The sequence below is a fragment of the Binatus sp. (SeqCode) genome, from assembly GCF_035272065.1.
Lineage (GTDB): Bacteria > Desulfobacterota > Binatia > Binatales > Binataceae > Binatus.
Map to the genome: position 1 here is coordinate 1 of NZ_DATEQZ010000098.1, position 20,792 is coordinate 20,792.

Genomic DNA, 20,792 nt, shown 5'->3' on the forward strand with positions numbered 1-20,792 from the left:
CACGCTGATCACACTGCCAACCTCGACCAGGGTCGAGGGAATCGTAACTTTCTTGCCGTTCACCTGGATATGCCCGTGACGAACCACTTGGCGGGCCTGCGCCAGCGAGCTGGCGAAGCCGAGCCGATACACGACATTGTCGAGGCGGCGCTCGAGCAGCACGAGCAGGTTCTCGCCGGTGATTCCGTCCATCCGCTCGGCCATCTCGAAGTAAGCCTTGAACTGCGTTTCCATCATCCCGTAGATGCGCTTGACCTTCTGCTTCTCGCGCAGCCGAATCGCGAATTCGGAAAAACGCGTGCGCGCCTGGCCGTGGGCACCAGGCGGATAGTTGCGCCGCTCGATCGCGCACTTGTCGCTGTAGCATCGCTCTCCCTTGAGGAAGAGTTTCAGTCCTTCGCGCCGGCATAGCCGGCATACCGGACCCAAATTCCTAGCCATCTCTTTTTAGTGAATCCATTTGGTTGGGGACAATCGGCGAAAATTTCCTTAGCTGTCCGCGTTTCTTTTCAGTGAATCCTTTTTTCAGTGAATCCGCTTGGTTGGGGACGTCATGGTGAAAATTTCCTTAGCTGTCCGCGTTTTCAGACTCGACGCCGTTTCGGCGGACGACATCCGTTGTGCGGAATCGGCGTGACGTCTTTGATTGAGATGACGCCGAGTCCCGCCGCTTGCAGCGCGCGCACGGCAGATTCGCGTCCGCCGCCCGGACCTTTGACGTGAACGACCACCGCCCGCATCCCGACTTCCGAGCATTTGCGCGCGCACGCCTCGGCCGCCATCTGCGCCGCGTACGGCGTGCCCTTGCGCGAGCCTTTGAAGCCGACGGAGCCGGCGCTCGACCAGGCAATCACGGTGCCCTGCTGATCGGTGATCGTGACGATCGTGTTGTTGAAGGTCGCGTGCACGTGCGCGACGCCTTCGGGCACGTTGCGGCGCACCTTCTTGCGGCGCGGCGCAGCGACAGGTGCTCCGGCGGCAGCGGCGGGCGCAACAGCTCCCTTTTTTCCCGGTGCGGCCTTGGTCTCTTTAATTTCTTCAGCCATCTCTTTTTAGTGAATCCGCTTGCTTGCTGGCAATCGGGTGAAAATTTCCCTCCTGCCCGCGTTTTATGCGTTAGCCTTTGGGGGGCGCCATCTTCTTGCCCGCGACGACTTTGCGCGGACCTTTGCGCGTGCGCGCGTTCGTATGCGTGCGCTGGCCGCGGACCGGAAGCCCGCGACGGTGCCGAATGCCGCGGTAGCATCCGAGATCCATCAGGCGCTTGATCGACTGCTGGAAGTCGCGGCGCAGGTCGCCTTCGACTTCGTAGTCGGTGTCGATCACCTGGCGGATGTGGACCTGCTGGTCGGCGGATAGATCATCGGTCTTGACCGCGGGATCGACCTTCGCGGCCGCGAGAATTTTCAGCGCGCTCGGCCGGCCTATTCCGTAGATATAGGTGAGCGCGATATCCATCCGCTTGTTCTTGGGCAGTTCGACTCCAGCTATGCGTGCCATCGCGAAACCCTTCCTAGCCCTGGCGCTGCTTGTGGCGCGGGTTGGAGCAGAGGATGCGCACGACGCCTTCGCGGCGCACGACCTTGCAGTTCTTACAAATCTTTTTAACCGACGCTCGAACTTTCATTCTTTTCAGTCTCTGTTAGCGGTTATGCTCGTTCTTAGTGGATCTGGTACGTCAGCATTGGCTGCGCCGGCTTTTTCAGCGCATCCGGTATGTTATCCGGCCGCGCGTGAGGTCGTAGGGCGAGAGTTCGACCGTGACCTTGTCGCCGGCCAGAATTTTTATGTAATGCATCCTCATTTTGCCCGATATATGAGCCAGGACTTTGTGCCCATTGTCGAGCGTCACCCTGAACACCGCATTGGGGAGGGCTTCCTGAACCGTCCCCTGTACTTCTATCGCGTCGCCCTTAGACATTTGCCAATTCGCTCAGAATTTCCGGCCCGTTGGAGGTAATCGCGATGGAATGCTCGAAGTGGGCAGATAGTCTACCGTCCGCCGTCACCGCAGTCCAGCCATCAGAAAGTATCTCCAAATCGGGGCTTCCCTCGTTAACCATCGGCTCTATAGCCAGCGCCATCCCCTCGCGGAGCCGCGGATTAGGCATCCCGGGGCGGAAATAATTCGGCACCTGGGGGTCTTCGTGAAGACGGCGGCCGATGCCGTGACCGGCAAAGTCGGTCACGACCGAAAACCCGGCGCGCTCGACCGTGTCCTGCACGGCGCGCGCGATATCGCTGATGCGATTGCCGGCGCGAGCCTGCGCGATTCCTGCGTAAAGGGAGTCGCGCGTGACCTGCAGCAGTTTTGTGACCCGCTCCGGTATGGGTCCGACGGCTACGGTGCGGGCAGAGTCGCCGTAGAAACCCTCGTAGACGACGCCGAAATCGAGGCCGACGATGTCACCGGCTTTCAGCTTGCGGCTCGACGGGATGCCGTGGACAATCTCGTTGTTGATCGACACGCACAGGCTCTTTGGATAAACGACGTCGCCGGGCTTGTAACCCTTGAAGGCAGGCTTCGCGCCTTTCTTGTAGGTCAGATCTTCGGCCAGCTTATCGAGCTCCTCGGTGGTGATTCCGGGCCGCACGGCGGCAGCGAGCGCTTCGAGAATCTCGGCGACGATTTGGCTCGCATGGCGCATCACGGCGATCTCGGCCGGAGTCTTAATAGTAATCATGATTGCGCGCTTTGCCCCGCGACGCCGTTGACTGCGGACAGGATTCGTTTTTCGACTTCGTCGGTGCGCCCTACTCCGTCCACCTGCGCGAGCAGCCCGAGGCGCCCGTAGTGATCGAGCAGCGGGCGCGTCGTCTCGGCATAAACCTTGAGCCGTTCGCGCACGGTTTCCTCGGCGTCATCCTCGCGCTGATAAAGTTCGCCGCCGCATTTGTCGCATACTCCGGCTCTTTTCGGCGGCTCGAAAACGACGTGATACATCGCGTCGCAATTGCGGCAGGTGCGGCGTCCTGAAATTCGCTTGACGATTTCCTCGTCGGGCACAATCACCGCGACCACCTTGTCCAGTTTCAGGTTCAAGCGATCAAGCCCGGCCGCCAGCGCTTCGGCCTGCGACACGTTGCGCGGGAATCCGTCGAGGATGAACCCGGGGCGTGCGTCTTCTTTTCGCAGTCGGGCAGCTACCAGCTTGAGGACCAATTCATCCGGCACGAGTTGCCCGCGATCCATGTAGCTGGCCGCCTCGCGGCCAAGCTCAGAGTCCTCGCGGACGACTGCGCGCAGCAGATCGCCGCTGGCAACTTGCGGGATACCCCAGAGCGCCGCGAGCGCCCGCGCCTGCGTACCCTTGCCCGCACCCGGCGGGCCCAGCAGCACGAGCCGCACCAGCTAGGCGCCCCTCTTGGTCTTGACCCGTCCGCGGCGCATGAAGCCTTCGTAGTTGCGGGTCAGCAGATGGGTTTCGATTTGCGCGACCGTGTCGAGCGCCACGCCGACGACGATCAGCAGCGCAGTGCCGCCGAAAAAGAACGGGACGTTGAAGCGCGCGATCAAGATGGTTGGCAGGACGCATACGGCGCTGACGTAGATCGCGCCGCCGAGCGTGATGCGCGACAGCACGCGATCGATATAGTCGGCGGTGAAACGCCCGGGCCGGATTCCCGGGATGAAGCCGCCGTACTTTTTTAGATTGTCGGCGACGTCAACCGGATTGAAAGTGACCGAAGTGTAAAAGTAACAGAAGAAGACGATCAGCCCGACGTAAACCAAGTCGTAGTAGAAGCCACCGGGCGTCAGGTAGCTCGAGTACGGTTTCAGAAATGGAACGAAGGTCGCCAGCGTAGCCGGGAAGACTAGCAGCGCCGACGCGAAAATCGGCGGGATAACGCCCGAGGTGTTGATCTTCAGCGGCAGATGCGAACTCTGGCCGCCGTACACGCGGCGTCCAACGACGCGGCGCGCGTACTGGATAGGGATGCGCCGCTGGGCGGTCTCGATATAGACAATACCGGCGATAACCGCGGCCGCGACTGCCAGGATGAAGATGAGCAGGAAGATGCTCATTTCGCCCTCGCGCACGAATTGCGCCGTTGTGCCGATCGCGCTCGGCAGGCGCGCCACGATTCCCGCCATGATGATCAGCGAGATGCCGTTGCCGATGCCGCGCTCGGTGATCTGCTCGCCGATCCACATCAGAAACATCGTGCCGGCCGTGACCGTGAGCACGGTCATAACGATGAAACCGGGGCCGGGATTGTAAACGATACTGCCGCCGCCGGGCGCCTGAATTTTTTCGAGCGAGAAGGCAATCATGGTGCCCTGGAACAGAGCCAGCAGCACCGTGCCGTAGCGCGTGTATTGAGTGATCTTGCGGCGGCCCGCCTCGCCTTCCTTGTAGAGCTCGTCGAGATAGGGCGAGGCGATTTTCAGCAGGTCGAGGACGATGGCGACGGAGATGTACGGCATGATGCCCAGCGCGAGGACCGAGAAGCGTTCCAGCGCGCCGCCGGAAAAGAGATTGACCCAGCCGAAGAGCGTGCCGCTGGCGGCGTCGAAGAACGAGGCGAGGGCCTGGCCGTCGATGCCGGGGGTGGGCACGGCGACGCCGATGCGATACACGGCCAGCATGAGGGCCGTGAACATCAGCCGTCGGCGCAACTCTGGGATGCGCGAGGCGTTTGAAAACCCATCGAGCATTTAGCTTTCGGGCGCTACCAACTCCGCGACGCCGCCGGCGGCGGCGATTTTGTCCAGCGCGCTTTTCGAGAACGCATCGGCGCGCACTTTAATCTTACTCTTCAACTCGCCGTCGCCTAAAACCTTGACCTTGCGCCCGGCCGGAATCAGACCCCGCTCGTCGAGCGCGGCGGCGTCGATGGTGACGCCGTCGGCGAAGTCGCCGAGGCGGGAGAGATTCACGATCGCGAACTCGTCGCGCCGCGCCTGGTTCTTAAGGGTGCGACGAAACCCCTGCTTGGGCAAGCGCCGTTGCAAGGGCATCTGGCCGCCTTCGTAACTCGGCGGCGTGTTGCCGTGCGAGCGCGCGCCCAATCCCTTATGCCCGCGGCCGGAGGTCTTGCCGTGTCCGGAGCCGATACCTCTGCCGACGCGGCGTTTGCGATGCGTCGAGCCGGGGGACGGTTTTAGATCTTTCAAATCCATAATTGCGCGATTAATCCTTGAGCTCGATTACCAAGTGCTTCAGTCGCTTGACCATTCCTTCGACCGCGGCGCTGCGCTTAAGCTCGCGCACGCTGCCGACTTTACCCAGGCCGAGGCCCTTGACCGTCTCGCGCACGCGCCGATTGGTGCTGATCGGACTGCCGACGAGCTTGACGCGAATTTTTTCCGACATCATACGCCTCGATCACGCAGCCGCTTCGGGCTGATTGGGCGTGCGTCCGCGAAGCCGATTGATATCCTGCGTGCTGCGCAGCTCGGCGAGCGCCTCGAGCGTCGCTTTCACCAGGTTGTGAGGATTCGACGAGCCGAGGCGCTTGGTCAGGATGTTGCGAATTCCCGCGAGCTCGACGACGGCGCGCACGCCGCCCGCCGCGATCACGCCGGTGCCCTCGGCGGCCGGGCGCAGCACGACTCGTCCCGCGCCGAAACGTCCGACCACTTCGTGCGGAATGGTGCCGTCCTGAATCGGCACGCGCACCAGGCTTTTCTTGGCGCGATCGACGCCCTTGCGAATCGCCTCGGGCACTTCGTTGGCCTTGCCTAGTCCGAATCCGACCAGCCCGTTGTGATCGCCGGCGACCACCAGCGCGCTGAAGCTGAAGCGGCGTCCGCCCTTCACGACTTTCGCGACGCGGTTGATATGCACGACCTTCTCTTTGATCTCGAGGCCCTGCGGATCGATTCGCTGCGTGACCGAACCTTCTCTCAACGTTCGTTGCCTGCCGTTCAAAATTTTAACCCCGCTTCGCGCGCCGCGTCGGCCAGCGCCTTGACGCGGCCGTGATAGAGAAATCCGTTTCGGTCGAACACGACGCTTGAAATTCCGCTCTGGAGGCATCGCTCGGCAATGGCCTTGCCGACCGCTTTCGCGGCGGCGAGATTGCGCTTGCTCTTGAGCTCGTCGCGCAGGCCGGCGGTCTCGGTGGAAGCCGCGGCGAGCGTGCGTCCGCTCTCGTCGGAGATTACCTGGACGTATATATGATGCAGCGAGCGGAAGACCGAGAGGCGCGGGCGCTGATCGTTGCCGACCGCCTTGCGCCGTACGCGTCCCTGGCGGAATTTGCGTTTTTCCGATCGTTCTAGAGCCATAATCGCAACTAGCCTTTACGCCGCGGTCGAGCCCGCCGCCGCCTTGCCGGCCTTGCGGCGAATCGTCTCGGTCGCATACTTGATTCCCTTGCCCTTGTACGGTTCCGGCGGCCGAAGCTCGCGAATCTGCGCGGCGACGGTGCCGAGCAGTTGGCGGTCGGCGCTCTCGAGCGTCACGGTCACCTGCTTCTCGACTTTCGCGGTCACGCCCGGCGGCAGCTGATAGACGATCGGGTGCGAATAGCCGAGCGTGAGATTCACCTGCTGGCCCTTGGCCTCTGCGCGGTAGCCGACACCGTTAATTTCGAGCACGCGGCTGAAGCCCTTGCCGACGCCCTCGACCATGTTCGCGACGAGCTTGCGCATGAGGCCGTGAATCGCGCGCTCTTCACTGGTGTCGCCGGGGCGCTTCACGACGATCTCGCCGTCCTTGATCTCGGCGGTGAAACCGGGATGAAGCTTGAGCTCGAGCTTGCCCTTGGGGCCTTCGACCTTAAGCGTCCCGCCGGCGATGGACGCCTTGATGCTCTTGTCGAGATGAATCGGCAGTCTTCCTATGCGCGACATTGATCGTTACCAAACCCTGCAAAGAATTTCGCCGCCGACTTTGCGGCGACGCGCTTCGCGACCGGTCATGACGCCGAGCGGCGTCGATACTATTTGCACGCCCATCGCGCCGCGCACCTTGCCGATTTCGGCCGCGCCCGCGTAGCGCCGATTGCTCGGCTTGCTGATGCGATCGATTCCGCGAATGACCGATTCGCGCGTCGGCGAGTAGCGCAGTTTGAGCGCCAGCATTTTCTTGGGCGCTTCACCGCCGGCTTCGACACCGGCGAGAAAACCTTCGGCCATCAGCACGCGGCAAATCGCCTCGCGCAGCCGTGAGTGCGGCACCGTGAGTTCATTGTACCGCGCGCGCATCGCGTTGCGAATTCGCGTAAGCAGTTCTGCAATCGGATCGGTCTGCGACATAATTCGTCTCTTCTACCAGCTCGCCTTGATCACGCCCGGCAACTTGCCGTCGAGCGCGTACTTGCGCAGGCACAACCTGCACATCTTGAAACGCCGATAGTACGCGCGCGCGCGACCGCATAGCGGGCAGCGGTTGTACTGGCGCACTTTGAATTTTTGTTTGCGGGTTGCCTTAACCCGCAGGCACGTTTTCGCCATTTGACTGTCCCTATGCTCCCTGCGCCGGCGTCGGCGTTGGCGGTGTTGCCGCAGCCGCGACCGCGGCCCTGGCCGCCGCGTGAGCCTGCGCCGCTGCCGCCGCCTTGGCCGCATCGGCTTCGCGCTCGGCCGCACCACGCATCGGCATTCCGAGCGCGCGCAGGAGCGTCAGCCCTTCGAAGTCGCTGCGCGCCGTGGTCGTGATCGAAATCGTCAAGCCCTTCACCTTCTCGACCTTGTCGAGATTGAGTTCGGGAAAAATCGTGTGTTCCTTCAGGCCGAGCGAGTAGTTGCCGCGGCCGTCGAAGGCCTTGTCGCTGACGCCCCGGAAGTCGCGCACGCGCGGCAGCGAGATATTCACCAGGCGGTCGAAAAACTCCCACATCTTTTCGCGCCGCAGCGTTACCATCACGCCAATCGGCATCCCCTGGCGCAGCTTGAAATTCGATATCGCCTTGCGCGCGCGCGTCAGCACCGGCTTCTGCCCGGCGATCACCTTGAGCTCTTCGAGCGCGGAGTCGAGTATCTTGACGTTGTCGCGCGCTTCCTGCAGCGCCATGTTAATCGTGATCTTCTCGAGCCGCGGCACCCGCATCTTGTTGTCGATCTTCAGCTCGCGCATCAGGGCCGGCGCGATCTCATTCTCGAAACGCACGCGCAGGCGCGCGGGCAGCTTAGGCTCGGGCGGCAGCGGCGCCGCAGCCGAAGCCTTGGCTTCTTCAGCCGCCTGCTTCTGCTGAGCCTGGCGCGCCTTGCCTTCACGCTTGGCCTTGGCCGCGGCGTCGGTTTTGGCGGTCTGCTCTGCCTTCGCAGCCTGCTCGGCTTTGTCCGGCTTTTCTTTTTTGTCGGCCATTAATCGTTACCTATTGCTTCACCGCAGCGCCGGCAGATGCGGCTCTTGGTGCCGTCGTCGGCGGCCTTGACACCAACCCGAACCGGAGCGTTGCAGCGATCGCAAAAAATCATGACGTTCGAGATGTCGATCGGCGCTTCCTTCTCGACGATTCCGCCGGGGCTCTGGGCGCCGCGCGGCTTGCTGTGACGCTTGACGATATTCAGCCGCTCGATCACGACGCGTCCGCGCTCGGGCAATATCCGCATCACCTTGCCGGTCTTGCCGCGGTCGCGGCCGGTGACAACCATCACGGTGTCATTCTTCTTAATCTTGTACTTCGCCGACGCCATCACAGCACCTCCGGCGCGAGCGAGATTATTTTCAGAAATTTCTTCGCACGCAGCTCCCTGGCCACAGGACCGAAGATGCGCGTGCCGACCGGTTCGTGATCCTTGTCGAGCAGCACGGCGGAGTTGCCGTCGAAGCGGATATAACTGCCGTCGTCGCGGCTAATCTCTTTCGCCGTGCGCACGATCACCGCGCGCGACACGTCGCCCTTTTTGACTTTGGCGTTGGGAATCGCTTCTTTAACTGCCACCACGATCACGTCTCCGACCGACGCGTACCGGCGCTTGGAACCGCCAAGCACCTTGATGCACATCACCTTGCGGGCGCCCGAGTTATCGGCGACATCCAGAACTGTTTGCACCTGTACCATCTCGCGCCCTACCCAGCGGCCTTTTTAAGTACGCGGCTGACGCGCCAGCGCTTGTTCTTCGAGAGCGGACGCGACTCGATAATCTGCACGCGATCGCCTTCCTTGCATTCGCCGCGTTCGTCATGCGCCATAAACTTGGTGCTGCGGCGCACGCGCTTGCCATACAGCGCATGCTCGACCATGCGATCGACCTTGACCACCACGGTCTTGGTCATCTTGGCGGAAACCACGGTCCCCTCGCGCCGTTTAATTCGCTCCCGCATTAACCTGCCTTCTTCTCCGATGCTGTTTCGCGACGCGCCTTCTCGCCGAGCAAAGTCATAATCAGCGCCAGCTCGCGGCGCGCGCGGCGATAGCCGGCGTGATTGTCGAGCTGATTGGTGCGCAGCTTCAGGCGCAGACGGAAAATTTCCTCGCGCGCCTCGCGCTCCTTGACCCGCAAATCCGGCGCGGTCATCTGCCTCAGTTCGTCAAGCTCCAAGGCCGCCCTCCTCGCGCTGAATCATGATTGTCCTAATCGGCAGCTTATGCGCCGCCAGACGCATCGCTTCTTTCGCCGTCGCGTAATCGACGCCTTCCATCTCGAACAGAATCCGCCCCGGCCTGACGCACGCGACCCATCCTTCGGGCGAGCCCTTGCCTTTGCCCATGCGGGTTTCAGCCGGCTTCTTGGTGAAGGGCTTGTCGGGGAAGACGCGAATCCAGACGCGGCCGCCGCGCTTGATATGGCGCGTGAGCGCGATACGGGCGGCTTCCAGAGCGCGCGTGTCGATGCGGCAAGTCTCGAGCGACTTGAGGCCGTAGTCGCCGAACGCGAGCGTGAGACCGCGCGACTCGGCGCCGCGGACGCGGCCCTTCATCATCTTGCGCCATTTAACTTTTTTTGGTGCGAGCATCTTACTTCGTCAATTCGCCTGCACAGGCGTTCCTGCGCGTTTCGCGTCCGCATCTTTGCGCGTCAAAACTTCGCCGCGGAAAATCCAGACCTTCACGCCAATCTGGCCGTAGGTCGTGCGCGCTTCGGCAAATCCGTACGCGACGTCCGCGCGCAGCGTCTGCAGCGGCACGCGACCCTCGCGGTACCATTCCTGACGCGCGATTTCCGCACCACCCAGGCGTCCCGCGACGTGGACCTTGACGCCCTGCGCGCCCATCCTCATCGCCCGCGTGACCGCTTCCTTCATCGCGCGCCGAAAGGCGACGCGGCGTTCGAGCTGCAGTGCGATATTCTCGGCCACCAGCTGCGGGTCGAGGTCGGGGCGTCGCACCTCGTGGATGTTGATAAAGGAGTCGCGCCCCTTCATCAGCTTCTGGATGTCGAGCTTGAGCTTGTCGATTTCCGCGCCCTTCTTGCCGATGACGATGCCGGGGCGCGCGGTGTAAATGTTTATCTTGGCCTTGTTGGCCATCCGCTCGATTTCGATTCGCGAGATACCGGCGTGGTAGAGCCGCTTCTTGATGAAATCGCGCAGCTTCAAGTCTTCGTGCAACAGCTTGGCGTAGTCGTGACTCGCGTACCATCGCGAGTCCCAGCTCTCGATGATGCCGAGACGAAAACCGCGCGGATGTACTTTCTGTCCCATAGGAGACCTCAGGACGCCCGCTCGTCCACGATTACCGTGAGATGGCTGGTGCGTTTATGGATCGGCGTCGCATGCATGTGTGCGCGCGTGAGCGAGCGCTTCCAGGTCGGCCCGGTGTCTGCGGTCGCGCGTTTTACAAACAACTTGTCCTCATCGACGTTCTGCTGATCGCGCGCGTTGGCAATCGCGGCGAGCAGAGTCTTCGAGACGAACCGCGCCGCCTTCTTGGGCGTGAACTCGAGAATCGACAGCGCCTGATCGACCTTCTTATCGACGATCAACTCGCACACGAGCTTGAGCTTGCGCGGTGAAATTCTGATGAAGCGGGTTCGCGATACGGATTCCATGACTCTTACAACTTCCCCGCTTACGCCTTGGCCGCAGCCGGAGCCGGAGCGGCCGGCGCGGCGGGAGCTGCTGCCGCCTTCACTTCGCCCTTGCGATCGCCGGCGTGACCGTGGAAGGTCCGCGTCGGCGCGAATTCGCCGAGCTTGTGGCCGACCATATTCTCGGTGCAGTACACCGGGATGAACTTGTGGCCGTTGTGGACGGCGAAGGTCAGCGCGATCATGTCCGGCGTGATCATCGAGCGCCGCGACCAGGTCTTGATGATTCGCTTGTCGCCCGAGGCGGATGCGGCGGTGACTTTCTTCTGCAGATGCCCGTCGACGAACGGACCTTTTTTTAATGACCTAGCCATAAACTCTTAATGCTTCCCGCGCGGCCGCCGGCTGACGATCAGATTGTCGGACGGCTGTTTCTTGCGCGTCTTATATCCCTTGGCGGGCTGGCCCCACGGCGACTGGGGATGGTTTCCTTTCGACTTGCCCTCGCCTCCGCCGTGCGGATGGTCAACGGGGTTCATCGCGACTCCGCGCACATGACCGCGCTTGCCGAGCCATCGCGAGCGCCCGGCCTTGCCGATCGAGATATTTTCATGGTCTAGATTGCCGACCTGGCCGATAGTCGCGCGGCAATCCGCCTGCACCATCCGCTGCTCTCCGGAGGGCAGCTTGAGCAGCGCCATCTTGCCCTCTTTCGCCATCAACTGCGCCTGCACGCCCGCGCCGCGCGCGAGCTTGGCGCCGGCGCCCGGCTTCATCTCGATCGCATGGACGACGGTGCCGAGCGGGATGTTCTTGAGCATCAGGGCGTTGCCGGGCTTGATGTCGGCGGTCTCGCCCGACTCGACCTTCGCGCCGACCTTGAGCCCGTCGGGCGCGAGGATGTAAGTCTTCACGCCGTCGGCATAATGCAGCAGCGCTATATTCGCCGAGCGATTCGGATCGTATTCGAGCGCCGCGACCACCGCTGGAATCCCGTCGCGGTTGCGCTTGAAATCGATCAGGCGGAGACGGCGCTTGTGCCCGCCCCCGCGATGACGCGATGTCATGCGGCCGCGATTGTTGCGTCCGCCGGTGCGCTTGACCGGGACCAGCAGACTTTTCTCCGGCTCTTTCTTGGTGAGCTCGGAAAAGTCCGCAATCTGCATGAAGCGCTGCCCGGGCGTGCGCGGATTTAGTTGTATAACTGCCATTTTTCTTTTCTCAGTAACTCTTCTGCTAGCGCCGAACTTTCGTCTTACAGGCCTTCGAAGAACTCGATCTTGTCGCCTTCCTTCAGCGTTACGTAAGCCTTTTTCCAGTCGCTCTGGCGGCCCTTGATTGCGCCCTTGCGCCGCTCCTTGCCCATGAAGTTCGAGGTGCGAACTTTCACGACCGTGACCTTGAACAGGTGCTCGACGGCCTCGCGAATCTTGTCCTTGCTCGCGCCGGGACGCACGCGGAACAGCACCTGGCCGGCCTTTTCACTGGCCATCGTGCCCTTCTCGGTGATGATGGGCGCGAGGATCAGGCTCTCGGGGCTGCTCATTTCGCTTCTCCCGCAAACCGGGCTTCGAGCGCCTTGGCGGTCCGACTCGTCATCACGAGTTCCCGGTAGTTGAGCACGTCGTAAACATTAAGCCCTTCAAGCGCGAGCACCTTGTGCGCGGCGAGGTTGCGCGCCGCGAGAAGAAACTTGCCATCGCCTTCGCCGATCACTATCAGCGCGTGCTCGACGCCGAGCTTGCCGAGCGCCGCCTTGGCGGCTTTGGTCTTCGGCTCGGACAGATCGAGCGACTCGACAACGAACAGCTTGCCGTTTTTGGCGCGATCGGAAATCGCCAGGCATAGCGCGGCGCGCCACGCCTTCTTCGGCATCTTGTACGAATAGTCGCGGGGCTGCGGCCCGAAGATAGTTCCGCCATGACGCCAGATTGGCGAGCGCGTCGAGCCTGCACGCGCGCGTCCCGTGCCCTTCTGCCGCCATGGCTTGCGTCCGCCGCCCGAGATAAGTCCCTTGGTCTTGGTCGATGCGGTGCCGGAGCGGCGATTGGCAAGCTGCATCCGGACCGCCTCGTGCAGCAGCGACACGTCGCCGTCGCGGCCGAAGACGTTGCCCGCGACTTCGAGCTCGCCGACTTTCTCGTGCGCAGCCGAGTACAGCGGCAGCTTGACCGGCGATAGATTTTCTTTGCGCTCAGGCACTGGCTGTCACCTTTACATTCGCGCGGCGGCGCGGGCGGGCTGCATGATGAACCACGAGCAACGCGCCGTCGGGTCCCGGCACGGCGCCCGAGATGACGACTGCGTTGTCGTCGGCAAGTATCTCGAGCACTTCGAGATTGAGAATCGAGGCGGTCTCATTGCCCATCTGCCCCGCCATCCGCATGCCCTTGCGCACGCGGCCGGGATACGAACGGTTACCGATCGAGCCGCCGTGGCGGAAATATTCGTGAGTGCCGTGCGAGCCGGGGAAGCCCGAGAAATGGTGCCGCTTGATGACACCGGCGTAGCCGTGGCCCTTCGAGATTCCGGTCACGTCGACCTGGTCGCCAACCTTGAACACGTCGGACACCGCGATCGGCTGCCCGAGCGTTAGCTCGCCTTCGCCGCGGCGTTCGAACTCGCCCGACTTGATGCCGGCCGCGATGTTCGCCTTGGCAAAATGCCCGCGCTCCGCGCCCGTCACGCGCGTGAGTTTCTTCTTACCGAACGTCACCTGCACGGCGTCATAGCCGTCGGTCGCCGCGGTCTTCACCTGCGATACCGTGCATGGCCCGAGCGTCACCACCGTGGCCGCGCGTACGCGGCCGGCGGGGTCGGTCACTTGGGTCATCCCGATTTTCTTTCCAATCAATCCGGTCAGCATCGGCCCTACTCGAGCTTGATTTCGACGTCCACGCCCGCGGCCAGGTCGAGCTTGCCCAGCGCGTCGATCGTCTGCTGGGTCGGCTCGAGAACGTCGAGCAGACGTTTATGAGTTCGAATTTCAAAATGCTCGCGCGATTTTTTATCGACGTGCGGCGAGCGATTGACGGTGAAGCGCTCTATGCGTGTCGGCAGCGGAATCGGACCGGCCACCCGGCCGCCAGTGCGCCGGATGGTATCAACGATTTCGCGAACCGACTGATCGAGCAGGCGGTAGTCGTACGCTTTGAGGCGTATGCGTATCTTGTCATTCATCTAAGAAATGCCGCGCCCGATTCGTTCAGCGCTCCGCTCCCATCTCCGCTCGATTACGCACCATTGCTCGGTGTCAGTTACTTCAAAATTTTCGAGACGACGCCGGCACCGACCGTGCGGCCACCCTCGCGGATAGCGAAGCGCAAGCCCTCGTCCATCGCGACCGGCGTGATCAGCTCGCCAAGTATCTTGATGTTGTCGCCCGGCATCACCATCTCGGTGCCCTCGGGCAGCGTGAGTACGCCCGTGACGTCGGTGGTGCGGAAGTAGAACTGCGGGCGATAGCCGGTGAAGAACGGCGTGTGGCGGCCGCCTTCGTCCTTGGTCAGGATGTAGGCCGAGGCCTCGAAGTTGGTGTGCGGCGTAATCGAGCCGGGCTTGGCGAGCACCTGTCCGCGCTCGACGTCTTCGCGCTTGAGGCCGCGCAGCAGCACGCCGATGTTGTCGCCGGCCTGGCCCTCGTCGAGCAGCTTGCGGAACATCTCGACGCCGGTGACCGTGGTCTTTTGAGTGTCCTTGAAGCCGACGATTTCGACTTCCTCGCCGACCTTGACTTTGCCCTTCTCGACGCGGCCGGTGACTACGGTGCCGCGGCCCGAGATCGAGAACACGTCTTCGACCGGCATCAGGAACGGCTTTTCGGTCTCGCGCACGGGCTGCGGGATGTAGCTGTCAACCGCGTCCATCAAATCGAGAATCGGCTTGCAGTTGGGGCAGTCGGCTTTGCCGCATCCGCAGTTAAGCGCGTTGAGCGCGCTTCCGCGAATCACGGGTACGTCGTCGCCCTTGAAATTGTACTTGGTCAGCAGGTCGCGGACTTCGAGCTCGACCAGGTCGAGCAGCTCGGGGTCGTCAACCATGTCGACCTTGTTCATGAACACGACGATCGACGGCACACCGACCTGGTAGGCGAGCAGGATATGCTCGCGCGTCTGCGGCATCGGGCCGTCGTTGGCGCCGACCACCAGGATCGCGCCGTCCATCTGCGCAGCGCCGGTGATCATGTTCTTGATGTAGTCGGCGTGTCCCGGGCAATCGACGTGCGCGTAGTGGCGCTTGGTGGTTTCGTACTCGACGTGCGCGATCGAAATCGTGATGCCGCGCTCTTTCTCTTCGGGCGCCTTGTCGATCTGGTCGAAGGCGGTGAAGGTGGCGAGCTTTTTCGACGCGAGGACCTTGGTAATCGCCGCGGTTAAAGTTGTCTTGCCGTGATCGATATGTCCAATCGTGCCGACGTTCGCGTGCGGCTTGGTGCGTTCAAATTTAGCCTTTCCCATGACGTAACCTCCGATTGAGCGCGTTGCTCATGAGTCGTTATGCGCGCTTCTTTTCCTCGCCGTCGCCATTGCGCGCCGTCAACTCTTCAAAAATATTTTTTGGCACGGGTTCATACGCGCCGAACTGCATCGTGTAAGTCGCGCGGCCCTGGGTCATCGAGCGCAGCCGCGTCGCGTAACCGAACATCGTCGCGAGCGGGACGCGGGCCTCGATGACCTGCGCGCCGGCGCGATTTTCCATGTCGAGAATCTTGCCGCGCCGTCCGCTGAGATCGCCAATCACCTCGCCCATGAACTCCTGCGGCGTGACGGCCTCGACCTCCATGACGGGCTCGAGCAGAATCGGCTCGGCCTTTTCGCACGCTTCCTTGAACGCCATCGAGCCCGCGATCTTGAACGCGAGTTCCGACGAGTCCACATCATGTTCCTTGCCGTCGATCACGATGGCCTTGACATCGACCATCGGATAGCCCGCGATGACACCGTTCTCCATCGCCTCTTTGACTCCGGCTTCGATCGCCGGAATGAAGTTGCGCGAGATCGAGCCGCCCTTGGTGCCGTCCTCGAACTCGAAGCCGCCACCCTTGGCCAGCGGCTCGATGCGCAGCTCGACCACGGCGAATTGGCCGTGGCCGCCGCTCTGGCGGACCAGCCTGCCCTCGGCTTCCGACGCGCGCTTTATCGTTTCGCGATAGGCGACCTGCGGCTTGCCGATGTTCGCGTCAACCTTGAACTCACGCAGCATCCGATCGACGATGATCTCGAGATGCAACTCGCCCATCCCGGCGATAAGCGTCTGCGAAGTTTCTTTATTTACGCTTACGCGGAACGACGGGTCTTCCTTGGCGAGCTTCTGCAGCGCCTCGCCGAGCTTCTCCTGGTCGGCCTTGGTCTTGGGCTCGATTGCGATCTGGATGACGGGCTCGGGAAACTCGATCGACTCGAGCACAATCGGCGCGGCCGGATCGCATAGCGTGTCGCCGGTGGTCGTATCGCGCAGCCCGACCGCGCAGATGTCGCCGGCGTAAACCTCGGTGATATCCTCGCGCTTGTTCGCGTGCATCTTGAGCATCCTGCCTATTCGTTCGCGCTTGCCGCGCGTCGAATTGAGCAGCGACGAGCCGCTCTCCAGCTTACCCGAATAAACCCGGATGAAAGTGAGCGTACCCATGTGCTGGTCGTTCATTATCTTGAACGCGAGTGCGGAAAACGGAGCGTCGTCGCGCGGCCATCGCTCTTCGATCTTGTCGCCAACCTTGCCGACGACGGGAGGGAGGTCCAGCGGCGACGGCAGGTAATCGACGACAGCGTCGAGCATCGGCTGCACGCCCTTGTTGCGGAAGGCGGAGCCGAGAATCACCGGGGTAATCGCCATCTTGAGCGTGGCGCCGCGAATCGCGGCGCGAATCTGTTCGGGCGACGGCGCCTTGCCCTCGAGATAAAGCTCCATGATGTGCTCGTCGTGATCGGCGAGCGTCTCGATCATCTTGTCGCGGTATCCCGCGGCCCGCTCTTTCAAGTCGGCCGGAATTTCTGTGACGCGATACTCCGCGCCGAGACGATCTTCGTCCCAAATGAGCGCCTTCTGATCGATCAGATCGACGAGCCCGGTGAATTTTTCCTCGGCGCCAATCGGCAGATGCAACAGTAGCGGCGTGGCCTTCAGCTTGTCGCGCATCTCCTGCACGACGCGCTCGAACTCGGCACCGACGCGATCCATCTTGTTGATGAACGCGACGCGGGGGACGCGATACTTGTCGGCCTGGCGCCATACAGTTTCAGACTGCGGCTCGACGCCGCCGACCGCGCAGAACACCGCGACCGCGCCGTCAAGCACGCGCAACGAGCGCTCGACCTCAATCGTGAAATCGACGTGTCCCGGCGTGTCGATAATATTGATGCGCATGTCGCGCCAGAAACAGGTGGTGGCCGCCGACGTGATCGTGATGCCGCGCTCCTGCTCCTGCACCATCCAGTCCATCGTCGCGGTGCCTTCGTGCACTTCGCCAATTTTGTAATTGATGCCGGTGTAGAAAAGCACGCGCTCGGTGGTGGTGGTCTTGCCGGCATCGATGTGCGCCATGATGCCGATATTGCGCACCCGTTCTATTGGTGTCTGACGAGCCATCTAAAAAAACTCGGTATTACCAGCGGTAGTGGGCGAACGCCTTGTTGGCGTCGGCCATTCGATGTGTGTCTTCGCGCTTCTTGACCGCGCCGCCGCGATTGGCGGCCGCGTCGAGGATTTCGGCGGCGAGCCGCTCTTCCATCGACTTCTCGCCGCGCGAGCGCGCCGCCGTCACCAGCCAGCGCATCGCCAGCGAATTGCGCCGCGCCGGACGCACCTCGCTCGGGACTTGATAGTTGGCGCCGCCGACCCGTCGCGAGCGGACCTCGACGGCCGGACGAACGTTATCGAGCGCGCGCTTGAAAACGACCAGGCCGTCTTCTTTCGAGCGCTCGGCGGCGAGATCCAGCGCGTGATAAAAAATCTGCTCGGCGAGCGACTTCTTGCCGCGTTCCATCACGATGTTCATGAACTTCGCGACGGTGCGGTCGTGATACTTGGGGTCCGCCGGAATCTCGCGGACGCGAATTTGTCCTTTGCGCGACATATAACTCTATTTGGGTTTCTTCGACCCGTACTTCGAGCGGCCCTTGCGCCGCTCCTGCACGCCGATGGAATCCAGGGTGCCGCGAATCACGTGATAGCGGACGCCCGGCAGATCGCGCACGCGACCGCCGCGAATCAGCACCACCGAATGCTCCTGCAGGTTGTGCCCAACGCCGGGAATATAGGTGTTCACCTCGATCCCGTTGGACAGCCGCACGCGCGCGACCTTGCGTAGAGCGGAGTTCGGCTTCTTCGGCGTCGTGGTCTTCACCTGCGTGCATACGCCGCGCTTCTGCGGCGAACCCTCGAGCGCGCGCGCCTTGGTCTTGAAGCGCTTCTTCACGCGCGCCTGTCGGATCAATTGATTTATCGTCGGCACGTTTTAATTCTCAAGCTCTCTTCTGCTTGCGAAGCGTACCCGTTCGACACTTCGCCGATACTCTCAAAGACCGCTCGGCGCCGGCTTCACGTCCGGCCCGGTTTTTCGCCGGATTGCCCCCGTTGGGGCGCGGTGTTCAAACAAACCCCCCAAGGGCACTTTATGCCCTTGGGGGAAACATCATTATGTACGGGACCCGGCCCGCCGTGTCAATCTCCGCCGGGTGCCGGCGCTGCCGCCAGCTCCGGTTTTTCCACATCCTCTTCGGCTGCGGCCCCTTCGACCTTCACGACCATCGCGTTGTACGAGCTCATGCCGGTGCCGGCCGGAATCAGGCGACCCATGATCACGTTTTCCTTCAGCCCGACCAGCCGGTCCACCTTGCCGTTGATAGCCGACTCGGTGAGCACGCGCGTGGTCTCCTGGAACGACGCGGCCGAGATGAAGCTCTCTGTGGATAGAGAGGCCTTGGTGATTCCGAGCAGGAGAGGCTCAGCGATGGCGGGCTCTCCACCGCGCGTGAGCACGCGCCCGTTCTCCTCGTCGAAGCGCCACTTCTCGACCTGGTCGCCGACCAGGAACGGCGTGTCGCCGACTTCCTTGATCCGCACGCGCCGCAGCATCTGGCGCACGATCACTTCGATATGCTTGTCGTTGATGCGCACGCCCTGCAGCCGGTAGATTTCCTGGATTTCATCGACGAGGTATTTCGCCAGCGCCTTCTCGCCGAGAATCGTGAGGATGTCGTGCGGATTCGACGAGCCTTCCATCAGCGGTTCGCCCGCCTTGACGATATCGCCCTCGTGCACCGCGATATGCTTGCCCTTGGGAATCAGGTACTCGCGCTTCTCGCCGATTTCAGGAGTGACTTCGACCTTTCGTTTGCCCTTGGTGTCCTTGCCGAACGAAACTTGGCCGTCGATTTCCGAGATGACCGCGAACTCCTTGGGCTTGCGCGCTTCGAACAGCTCCGCGACGCGCGGCAGACCGCCGGTGATGTCCTTGGTCTTGGTGGTCTCGCGCGGAATCTTCGCGATGACGTCACCCGGCTCGACCGCCGTGCCTTCGGGCACGTTGATATAGGCGCCGACCGGCAGGAAGTAGCGCGCGACGTTGTTCGAGCTCGGCAGCTTGGCAGTCTTTCCCGACGCATCCTTAATTGAGATACGCGGGCGCACGTCGAGGTCCTTGAACTCGACGATAACGTTGGAGCGCGCGCCGGTTCGTTCATCGACCCGCTCCTCCATCGTCTTGCCTTCGATAATGTCGCCGTACTTAACCGTGCCACCGACCTCGGTGATAATCGGCGTTGTATACGGATCCCATTCCGCGATCAGCTCGCCCGGCTTGACCTTGTCACCCTCGGCCTTGCGCAGCTTGGCGCCGTACACCAGTGGGTAACGCTCGCGTTCGCGCTCGCGCACGCGGCCACCTTCGTCGGTGACCTGCGCCGCGATTACGACCTCGCCATGCCGCGTCATCACGACCAGGTTGCCGTCGCGACTCTTGACGGTGTTGACGCCATGCAGGCGCATCACGCCTTCGTTGCGCACCTCGAGCGTGGTCTGCTCGGCGCGCCGGCTGGCGGTGCCGCCGATGTGGAACGTACGCATCGTGAGCTGCGTGCCCGGCTCGCCAATCGACTGCGCGGCAATGATTCCGATCGACTCGCCGAGGTTCACAAGGTGGCCGCGGCCGAGGTCGCGTCCGTAGCACTTCACGCAGACGCCCTGGCGCGACTGGCAGGTGAGCACGGAGCGGATCTTGATTCGCTCGACGCCGGCGTCTTCGATCCGCCTGACCTTGTCCTCGTCGATCATCTCGTTGGCGCGCACCAGAACTTCGTTGGTGAACGCGTCGCGGATATCTTCGAGCGCGACGCGGCCGAGCACGCGGTCGCCGAGCCCTTCGATTATCTCGCCGCCTTCGACCAGCGGCGACATCTCGATTCCGTCGAGCGTGCCGCAATCGTCCTCGCTGATGATCGAGTCCTGCGCCACGTCGACCAGCCGCCGCGTCAGGTAGCCGGAGTTCGCGGTCTTGAGCGCGGTGTCGGCCAGACCCTTGCGCGCGCCGTGCGTCGAGATGAAGTACTGCAGCACCGTGAGCCCCTCGCGGAAGTTCGCGGTGATCGGAGTTTCGATAATTTCACCCGACGGCTTCGCCATCAGGCCGCGCATTCCGGAGAGCTGGCGAATCTGCTGTTTCGATCCGCGCGCGCCGGAATCGGCCATGACGTAAATCGGGTTGATGATGCCTTCCTTATCCTGACGCTCCATGGCCTTGAACATCTGTTCGGCGACTTTTTCGGTGATGTCGCTCCAAATGGCGACGACCTTGTTGTAGCGCTCGCCGTTGGTGATTGCGCCGTCAAGATATTGCTGCTGCACTTTGACGACATCCTTTTCGGCGTTCTCCACCAGCGCAAACTTGTCGCCGGGGATCACCATGTCGTCGATGCCGATGGAGATGCCG

General features: G+C 62.3%; 33 protein-coding genes and 1 pseudogene. All 34 read right to left on the reverse strand.

Annotation, left to right across the window (positions count from 1 at the left end; genetic code table 11):
• A partial coding sequence (gene rpsD, locus VJX68_RS16415; protein ID WP_324096798.1) for a 30S ribosomal protein S4 occupies positions 1-441 on the reverse strand: 441 nt, incomplete at its 3' end.
• A 143-nt stretch (positions 442-584) separates the two neighbouring features.
• Complete coding sequence (gene rpsK, locus VJX68_RS16420; protein ID WP_324096799.1) at positions 585-1,046, reverse strand: 30S ribosomal protein S11; 462 nt, start codon at positions 1,044-1,046, stop codon at positions 585-587.
• 70 nt (positions 1,047-1,116) lie between these two features.
• The gene (rpsM, locus tag VJX68_RS16425) at positions 1,117-1,500 is read right to left on the reverse strand and encodes a 30S ribosomal protein S13 (RefSeq protein ID WP_324096800.1); all 384 of its coding nucleotides are present in this window, start codon (positions 1,498-1,500) and stop codon (positions 1,117-1,119) included.
• A 13-nt stretch (positions 1,501-1,513) separates the two neighbouring features.
• Positions 1,514-1,627, reverse strand: coding sequence for a 50S ribosomal protein L36 (rpmJ, locus tag VJX68_RS16430; RefSeq protein ID WP_324096801.1), 114 nt, complete (start codon positions 1,625-1,627; stop codon positions 1,514-1,516).
• A 75-nt stretch (positions 1,628-1,702) separates the two neighbouring features.
• Positions 1,703-1,921, reverse strand: a complete 219-nt coding sequence (gene infA / locus VJX68_RS16435) for a translation initiation factor IF-1 (RefSeq protein ID WP_304829624.1) — start codon at positions 1,919-1,921, stop codon at positions 1,703-1,705.
• The gene (map, locus tag VJX68_RS16440) at positions 1,914-2,684 is read right to left on the reverse strand and encodes a type I methionyl aminopeptidase (protein WP_324096802.1); all 771 of its coding nucleotides are present in this window, start codon (positions 2,682-2,684) and stop codon (positions 1,914-1,916) included. Before map ends, infA begins: the two co-directional genes overlap by 8 nt.
• A complete protein-coding gene (locus VJX68_RS16445) occupies positions 2,681-3,349 on the reverse strand; it encodes an adenylate kinase (RefSeq protein ID WP_324096803.1) in 669 nt (222 codons plus the stop codon). Before VJX68_RS16445 ends, map begins: the two co-directional genes overlap by 4 nt.
• Before the next feature lie 3 nt (positions 3,350-3,352).
• Positions 3,353-4,660, reverse strand: coding sequence for a preprotein translocase subunit SecY (gene secY, locus VJX68_RS16450; protein ID WP_324096804.1), 1,308 nt, complete (start codon positions 4,658-4,660; stop codon positions 3,353-3,355).
• Positions 4,661-5,125: a 50S ribosomal protein L15 gene (gene rplO / locus VJX68_RS16455; RefSeq protein WP_324096805.1), complete on the reverse strand. Its 465-nt coding sequence runs from the start codon at positions 5,123-5,125 to the stop codon at positions 4,661-4,663.
• Positions 5,126-5,135: 10 nt separating this feature from the next.
• Positions 5,136-5,318, reverse strand: a complete 183-nt coding sequence (rpmD, locus tag VJX68_RS16460) for a 50S ribosomal protein L30 (protein ID WP_324096806.1) — start codon at positions 5,316-5,318, stop codon at positions 5,136-5,138.
• Between the two features lie 12 nt (positions 5,319-5,330).
• Entirely contained in the window at positions 5,331-5,855 is a 525-nt protein-coding gene (rpsE, locus tag VJX68_RS16465; RefSeq protein ID WP_324096807.1) for a 30S ribosomal protein S5, read from the reverse strand.
• Positions 5,856-5,872: 17 nt separating this feature from the next.
• Positions 5,873-6,235: a 50S ribosomal protein L18 gene (gene rplR, locus VJX68_RS16470; protein ID WP_324096808.1), complete on the reverse strand. Its 363-nt coding sequence runs from the start codon at positions 6,233-6,235 to the stop codon at positions 5,873-5,875.
• Between the two features lie 15 nt (positions 6,236-6,250).
• On the reverse strand, positions 6,251-6,802 hold the full coding sequence (gene rplF, locus VJX68_RS16475; protein ID WP_324096809.1) for a 50S ribosomal protein L6: 552 nt from the start codon (positions 6,800-6,802) through the stop codon (positions 6,251-6,253).
• Between the two features lie 6 nt (positions 6,803-6,808).
• The gene (rpsH, locus tag VJX68_RS16480) at positions 6,809-7,207 is read right to left on the reverse strand and encodes a 30S ribosomal protein S8 (protein WP_324096810.1); all 399 of its coding nucleotides are present in this window, start codon (positions 7,205-7,207) and stop codon (positions 6,809-6,811) included.
• A gap of 12 nt (positions 7,208-7,219) precedes the next feature.
• Positions 7,220-7,405 (reverse strand): type Z 30S ribosomal protein S14, encoded by a 186-nt coding sequence (locus tag VJX68_RS16485; RefSeq protein WP_324096811.1) that lies wholly within the window; start codon positions 7,403-7,405, stop codon positions 7,220-7,222.
• Positions 7,406-7,541: 136 nt separating this feature from the next.
• Positions 7,542-8,078 (reverse strand): annotated as a pseudogene (gene rplE, locus VJX68_RS16490) (50S ribosomal protein L5); the annotation flags it as partial.
• A 179-nt stretch (positions 8,079-8,257) separates the two neighbouring features.
• Positions 8,258-8,590, reverse strand: coding sequence for a 50S ribosomal protein L24 (rplX, locus tag VJX68_RS16495; protein WP_324096812.1), 333 nt, complete (start codon positions 8,588-8,590; stop codon positions 8,258-8,260).
• The gene (rplN, locus tag VJX68_RS16500; protein ID WP_324096813.1) at positions 8,590-8,958 is read right to left on the reverse strand and encodes a 50S ribosomal protein L14; all 369 of its coding nucleotides are present in this window, start codon (positions 8,956-8,958) and stop codon (positions 8,590-8,592) included. The genes rplX and rplN overlap by 1 nt, the downstream gene beginning before the upstream one ends.
• 8 nt (positions 8,959-8,966) lie before the next feature.
• The gene (gene rpsQ, locus VJX68_RS16505; protein WP_324096814.1) at positions 8,967-9,221 is read right to left on the reverse strand and encodes a 30S ribosomal protein S17; all 255 of its coding nucleotides are present in this window, start codon (positions 9,219-9,221) and stop codon (positions 8,967-8,969) included.
• Entirely contained in the window at positions 9,221-9,439 is a 219-nt protein-coding gene (gene rpmC, locus VJX68_RS16510; RefSeq protein WP_324096815.1) for a 50S ribosomal protein L29, read from the reverse strand. Before rpmC ends, rpsQ begins: the two co-directional genes overlap by 1 nt.
• The gene (gene rplP / locus VJX68_RS16515) at positions 9,429-9,854 is read right to left on the reverse strand and encodes a 50S ribosomal protein L16 (RefSeq protein ID WP_324096816.1); all 426 of its coding nucleotides are present in this window, start codon (positions 9,852-9,854) and stop codon (positions 9,429-9,431) included. Before rplP ends, rpmC begins: the two co-directional genes overlap by 11 nt.
• Positions 9,855-9,863: 9 nt before the next feature.
• A complete protein-coding gene (gene rpsC, locus VJX68_RS16520; protein ID WP_324096817.1) occupies positions 9,864-10,541 on the reverse strand; it encodes a 30S ribosomal protein S3 in 678 nt (225 codons plus the stop codon).
• Between the two features lie 8 nt (positions 10,542-10,549).
• Positions 10,550-10,888, reverse strand: a complete 339-nt coding sequence (gene rplV, locus VJX68_RS16525; protein ID WP_324096818.1) for a 50S ribosomal protein L22 — start codon at positions 10,886-10,888, stop codon at positions 10,550-10,552.
• A 20-nt stretch (positions 10,889-10,908) separates the two neighbouring features.
• Positions 10,909-11,241 carry a 30S ribosomal protein S19 gene (gene rpsS, locus VJX68_RS16530; protein WP_324096819.1) on the reverse strand — a complete coding sequence of 111 codons (333 nt, stop codon included), beginning with the start codon at positions 11,239-11,241 and terminating at the stop codon, positions 10,909-10,911.
• 6 nt (positions 11,242-11,247) lie between these two features.
• Entirely contained in the window at positions 11,248-12,078 is an 831-nt protein-coding gene (gene rplB / locus VJX68_RS16535) for a 50S ribosomal protein L2 (RefSeq protein ID WP_324096820.1), read from the reverse strand.
• Positions 12,079-12,122: 44 nt separating this feature from the next.
• Positions 12,123-12,413: a 50S ribosomal protein L23 gene (rplW, locus tag VJX68_RS16540; RefSeq protein ID WP_324096821.1), complete on the reverse strand. Its 291-nt coding sequence runs from the start codon at positions 12,411-12,413 to the stop codon at positions 12,123-12,125.
• Positions 12,410-13,069, reverse strand: coding sequence for a 50S ribosomal protein L4 (rplD, locus tag VJX68_RS16545; RefSeq protein ID WP_324096822.1), 660 nt, complete (start codon positions 13,067-13,069; stop codon positions 12,410-12,412). The genes rplW and rplD overlap by 4 nt, the downstream gene beginning before the upstream one ends.
• Positions 13,062-13,733, reverse strand: a complete 672-nt coding sequence (gene rplC, locus VJX68_RS16550; protein ID WP_324096823.1) for a 50S ribosomal protein L3 — start codon at positions 13,731-13,733, stop codon at positions 13,062-13,064. Before rplC ends, rplD begins: the two co-directional genes overlap by 8 nt.
• A 5-nt stretch (positions 13,734-13,738) precedes the next feature.
• Entirely contained in the window at positions 13,739-14,047 is a 309-nt protein-coding gene (gene rpsJ / locus VJX68_RS16555) for a 30S ribosomal protein S10 (protein WP_304829554.1), read from the reverse strand.
• Between the two features lie 77 nt (positions 14,048-14,124).
• A complete protein-coding gene (gene tuf / locus VJX68_RS16560; RefSeq protein WP_324096824.1) occupies positions 14,125-15,324 on the reverse strand; it encodes an elongation factor Tu in 1,200 nt (399 codons plus the stop codon).
• A gap of 37 nt (positions 15,325-15,361) precedes the next feature.
• Positions 15,362-17,452 carry an elongation factor G gene (gene fusA, locus VJX68_RS16565; protein WP_324096825.1) on the reverse strand — a complete coding sequence of 697 codons (2,091 nt, stop codon included), beginning with the start codon at positions 17,450-17,452 and terminating at the stop codon, positions 15,362-15,364.
• 16 nt (positions 17,453-17,468) lie between these two features.
• Positions 17,469-17,939, reverse strand: coding sequence for a 30S ribosomal protein S7 (rpsG, locus tag VJX68_RS16570; RefSeq protein ID WP_324096826.1), 471 nt, complete (start codon positions 17,937-17,939; stop codon positions 17,469-17,471).
• Positions 17,940-17,945: 6 nt separating this feature from the next.
• Positions 17,946-18,317: a 30S ribosomal protein S12 gene (gene rpsL, locus VJX68_RS16575; RefSeq protein ID WP_324096827.1), complete on the reverse strand. Its 372-nt coding sequence runs from the start codon at positions 18,315-18,317 to the stop codon at positions 17,946-17,948.
• A gap of 209 nt (positions 18,318-18,526) precedes the next feature.
• Positions 18,527-20,792, reverse strand: a 2,266-nt coding sequence (locus VJX68_RS16580; protein ID WP_473965169.1) for a DNA-directed RNA polymerase subunit beta', incomplete at its 5' end; no start/stop codon positions are given.

Excerpts from the sequence above, each read along its gene's own strand:
- rpsK (WP_324096799.1), bottom strand. The coding sequence starts at position 1,046 with ATGGCTGAAGAAATTAAAGAGACCAAGGCCGCACCGGGAAAAAAGGGA.
- rpsM (WP_324096800.1), bottom strand. The coding sequence starts at position 1,500 with ATGGCACGCATAGCTGGAGTCGAACTGCCCAAGAACAAGCGGATGGAT.
- rpmJ (WP_324096801.1), bottom strand. The coding sequence starts at position 1,627 with ATGAAAGTTCGAGCGTCGGTTAAAAAGATTTGTAAGAACTGCAAGGTC.
- infA (WP_304829624.1), bottom strand. The coding sequence starts at position 1,921 with ATGTCTAAGGGCGACGCGATAGAAGTACAGGGGACGGTTCAGGAAGCC.
- map (WP_324096802.1), bottom strand. The coding sequence starts at position 2,684 with ATGATTACTATTAAGACTCCGGCCGAGATCGCCGTGATGCGCCATGCG.
- secY (WP_324096804.1), bottom strand. The coding sequence starts at position 4,660 with ATGCTCGATGGGTTTTCAAACGCCTCGCGCATCCCAGAGTTGCGCCGA.
- rplO (WP_324096805.1), bottom strand. The coding sequence starts at position 5,125 with ATGGATTTGAAAGATCTAAAACCGTCCCCCGGCTCGACGCATCGCAAA.
- rpmD (WP_324096806.1), bottom strand. The coding sequence starts at position 5,318 with ATGTCGGAAAAAATTCGCGTCAAGCTCGTCGGCAGTCCGATCAGCACC.
- rplR (WP_324096808.1), bottom strand. The coding sequence starts at position 6,235 with ATGGCTCTAGAACGATCGGAAAAACGCAAATTCCGCCAGGGACGCGTA.
- rplF (WP_324096809.1), bottom strand. The coding sequence starts at position 6,802 with ATGTCGCGCATAGGAAGACTGCCGATTCATCTCGACAAGAGCATCAAG.
- rpsH (WP_324096810.1), bottom strand. The coding sequence starts at position 7,207 with ATGTCGCAGACCGATCCGATTGCAGAACTGCTTACGCGAATTCGCAAC.
- VJX68_RS16485 (WP_324096811.1), bottom strand. The coding sequence starts at position 7,405 with ATGGCGAAAACGTGCCTGCGGGTTAAGGCAACCCGCAAACAAAAATTC.
- rplX (WP_324096812.1), bottom strand. The coding sequence starts at position 8,590 with ATGGCGTCGGCGAAGTACAAGATTAAGAAGAATGACACCGTGATGGTT.
- rplN (WP_324096813.1), bottom strand. The coding sequence starts at position 8,958 with ATGGTACAGGTGCAAACAGTTCTGGATGTCGCCGATAACTCGGGCGCC.
- rpsQ (WP_324096814.1), bottom strand. The coding sequence starts at position 9,221 with ATGCGGGAGCGAATTAAACGGCGCGAGGGGACCGTGGTTTCCGCCAAG.
- rplP (WP_324096816.1), bottom strand. The coding sequence starts at position 9,854 with ATGCTCGCACCAAAAAAAGTTAAATGGCGCAAGATGATGAAGGGCCGC.
- rpsC (WP_324096817.1), bottom strand. The coding sequence starts at position 10,541 with ATGGGACAGAAAGTACATCCGCGCGGTTTTCGTCTCGGCATCATCGAG.
- rplV (WP_324096818.1), bottom strand. The coding sequence starts at position 10,888 with ATGGAATCCGTATCGCGAACCCGCTTCATCAGAATTTCACCGCGCAAG.
- rpsS (WP_324096819.1), bottom strand. The coding sequence starts at position 11,241 with ATGGCTAGGTCATTAAAAAAAGGTCCGTTCGTCGACGGGCATCTGCAG.
- rplB (WP_324096820.1), bottom strand. The coding sequence starts at position 12,078 with ATGGCAGTTATACAACTAAATCCGCGCACGCCCGGGCAGCGCTTCATG.
- rplW (WP_324096821.1), bottom strand. The coding sequence starts at position 12,413 with ATGAGCAGCCCCGAGAGCCTGATCCTCGCGCCCATCATCACCGAGAAG.
- rplC (WP_324096823.1), bottom strand. The coding sequence starts at position 13,733 with ATGCTGACCGGATTGATTGGAAAGAAAATCGGGATGACCCAAGTGACC.
- rpsJ (WP_304829554.1), bottom strand. The coding sequence starts at position 14,047 with ATGAATGACAAGATACGCATACGCCTCAAAGCGTACGACTACCGCCTG.
- tuf (WP_324096824.1), bottom strand. The coding sequence starts at position 15,324 with ATGGGAAAGGCTAAATTTGAACGCACCAAGCCGCACGCGAACGTCGGC.
- fusA (WP_324096825.1), bottom strand. The coding sequence starts at position 17,452 with ATGGCTCGTCAGACACCAATAGAACGGGTGCGCAATATCGGCATCATG.
- rpsG (WP_324096826.1), bottom strand. The coding sequence starts at position 17,939 with ATGTCGCGCAAAGGACAAATTCGCGTCCGCGAGATTCCGGCGGACCCC.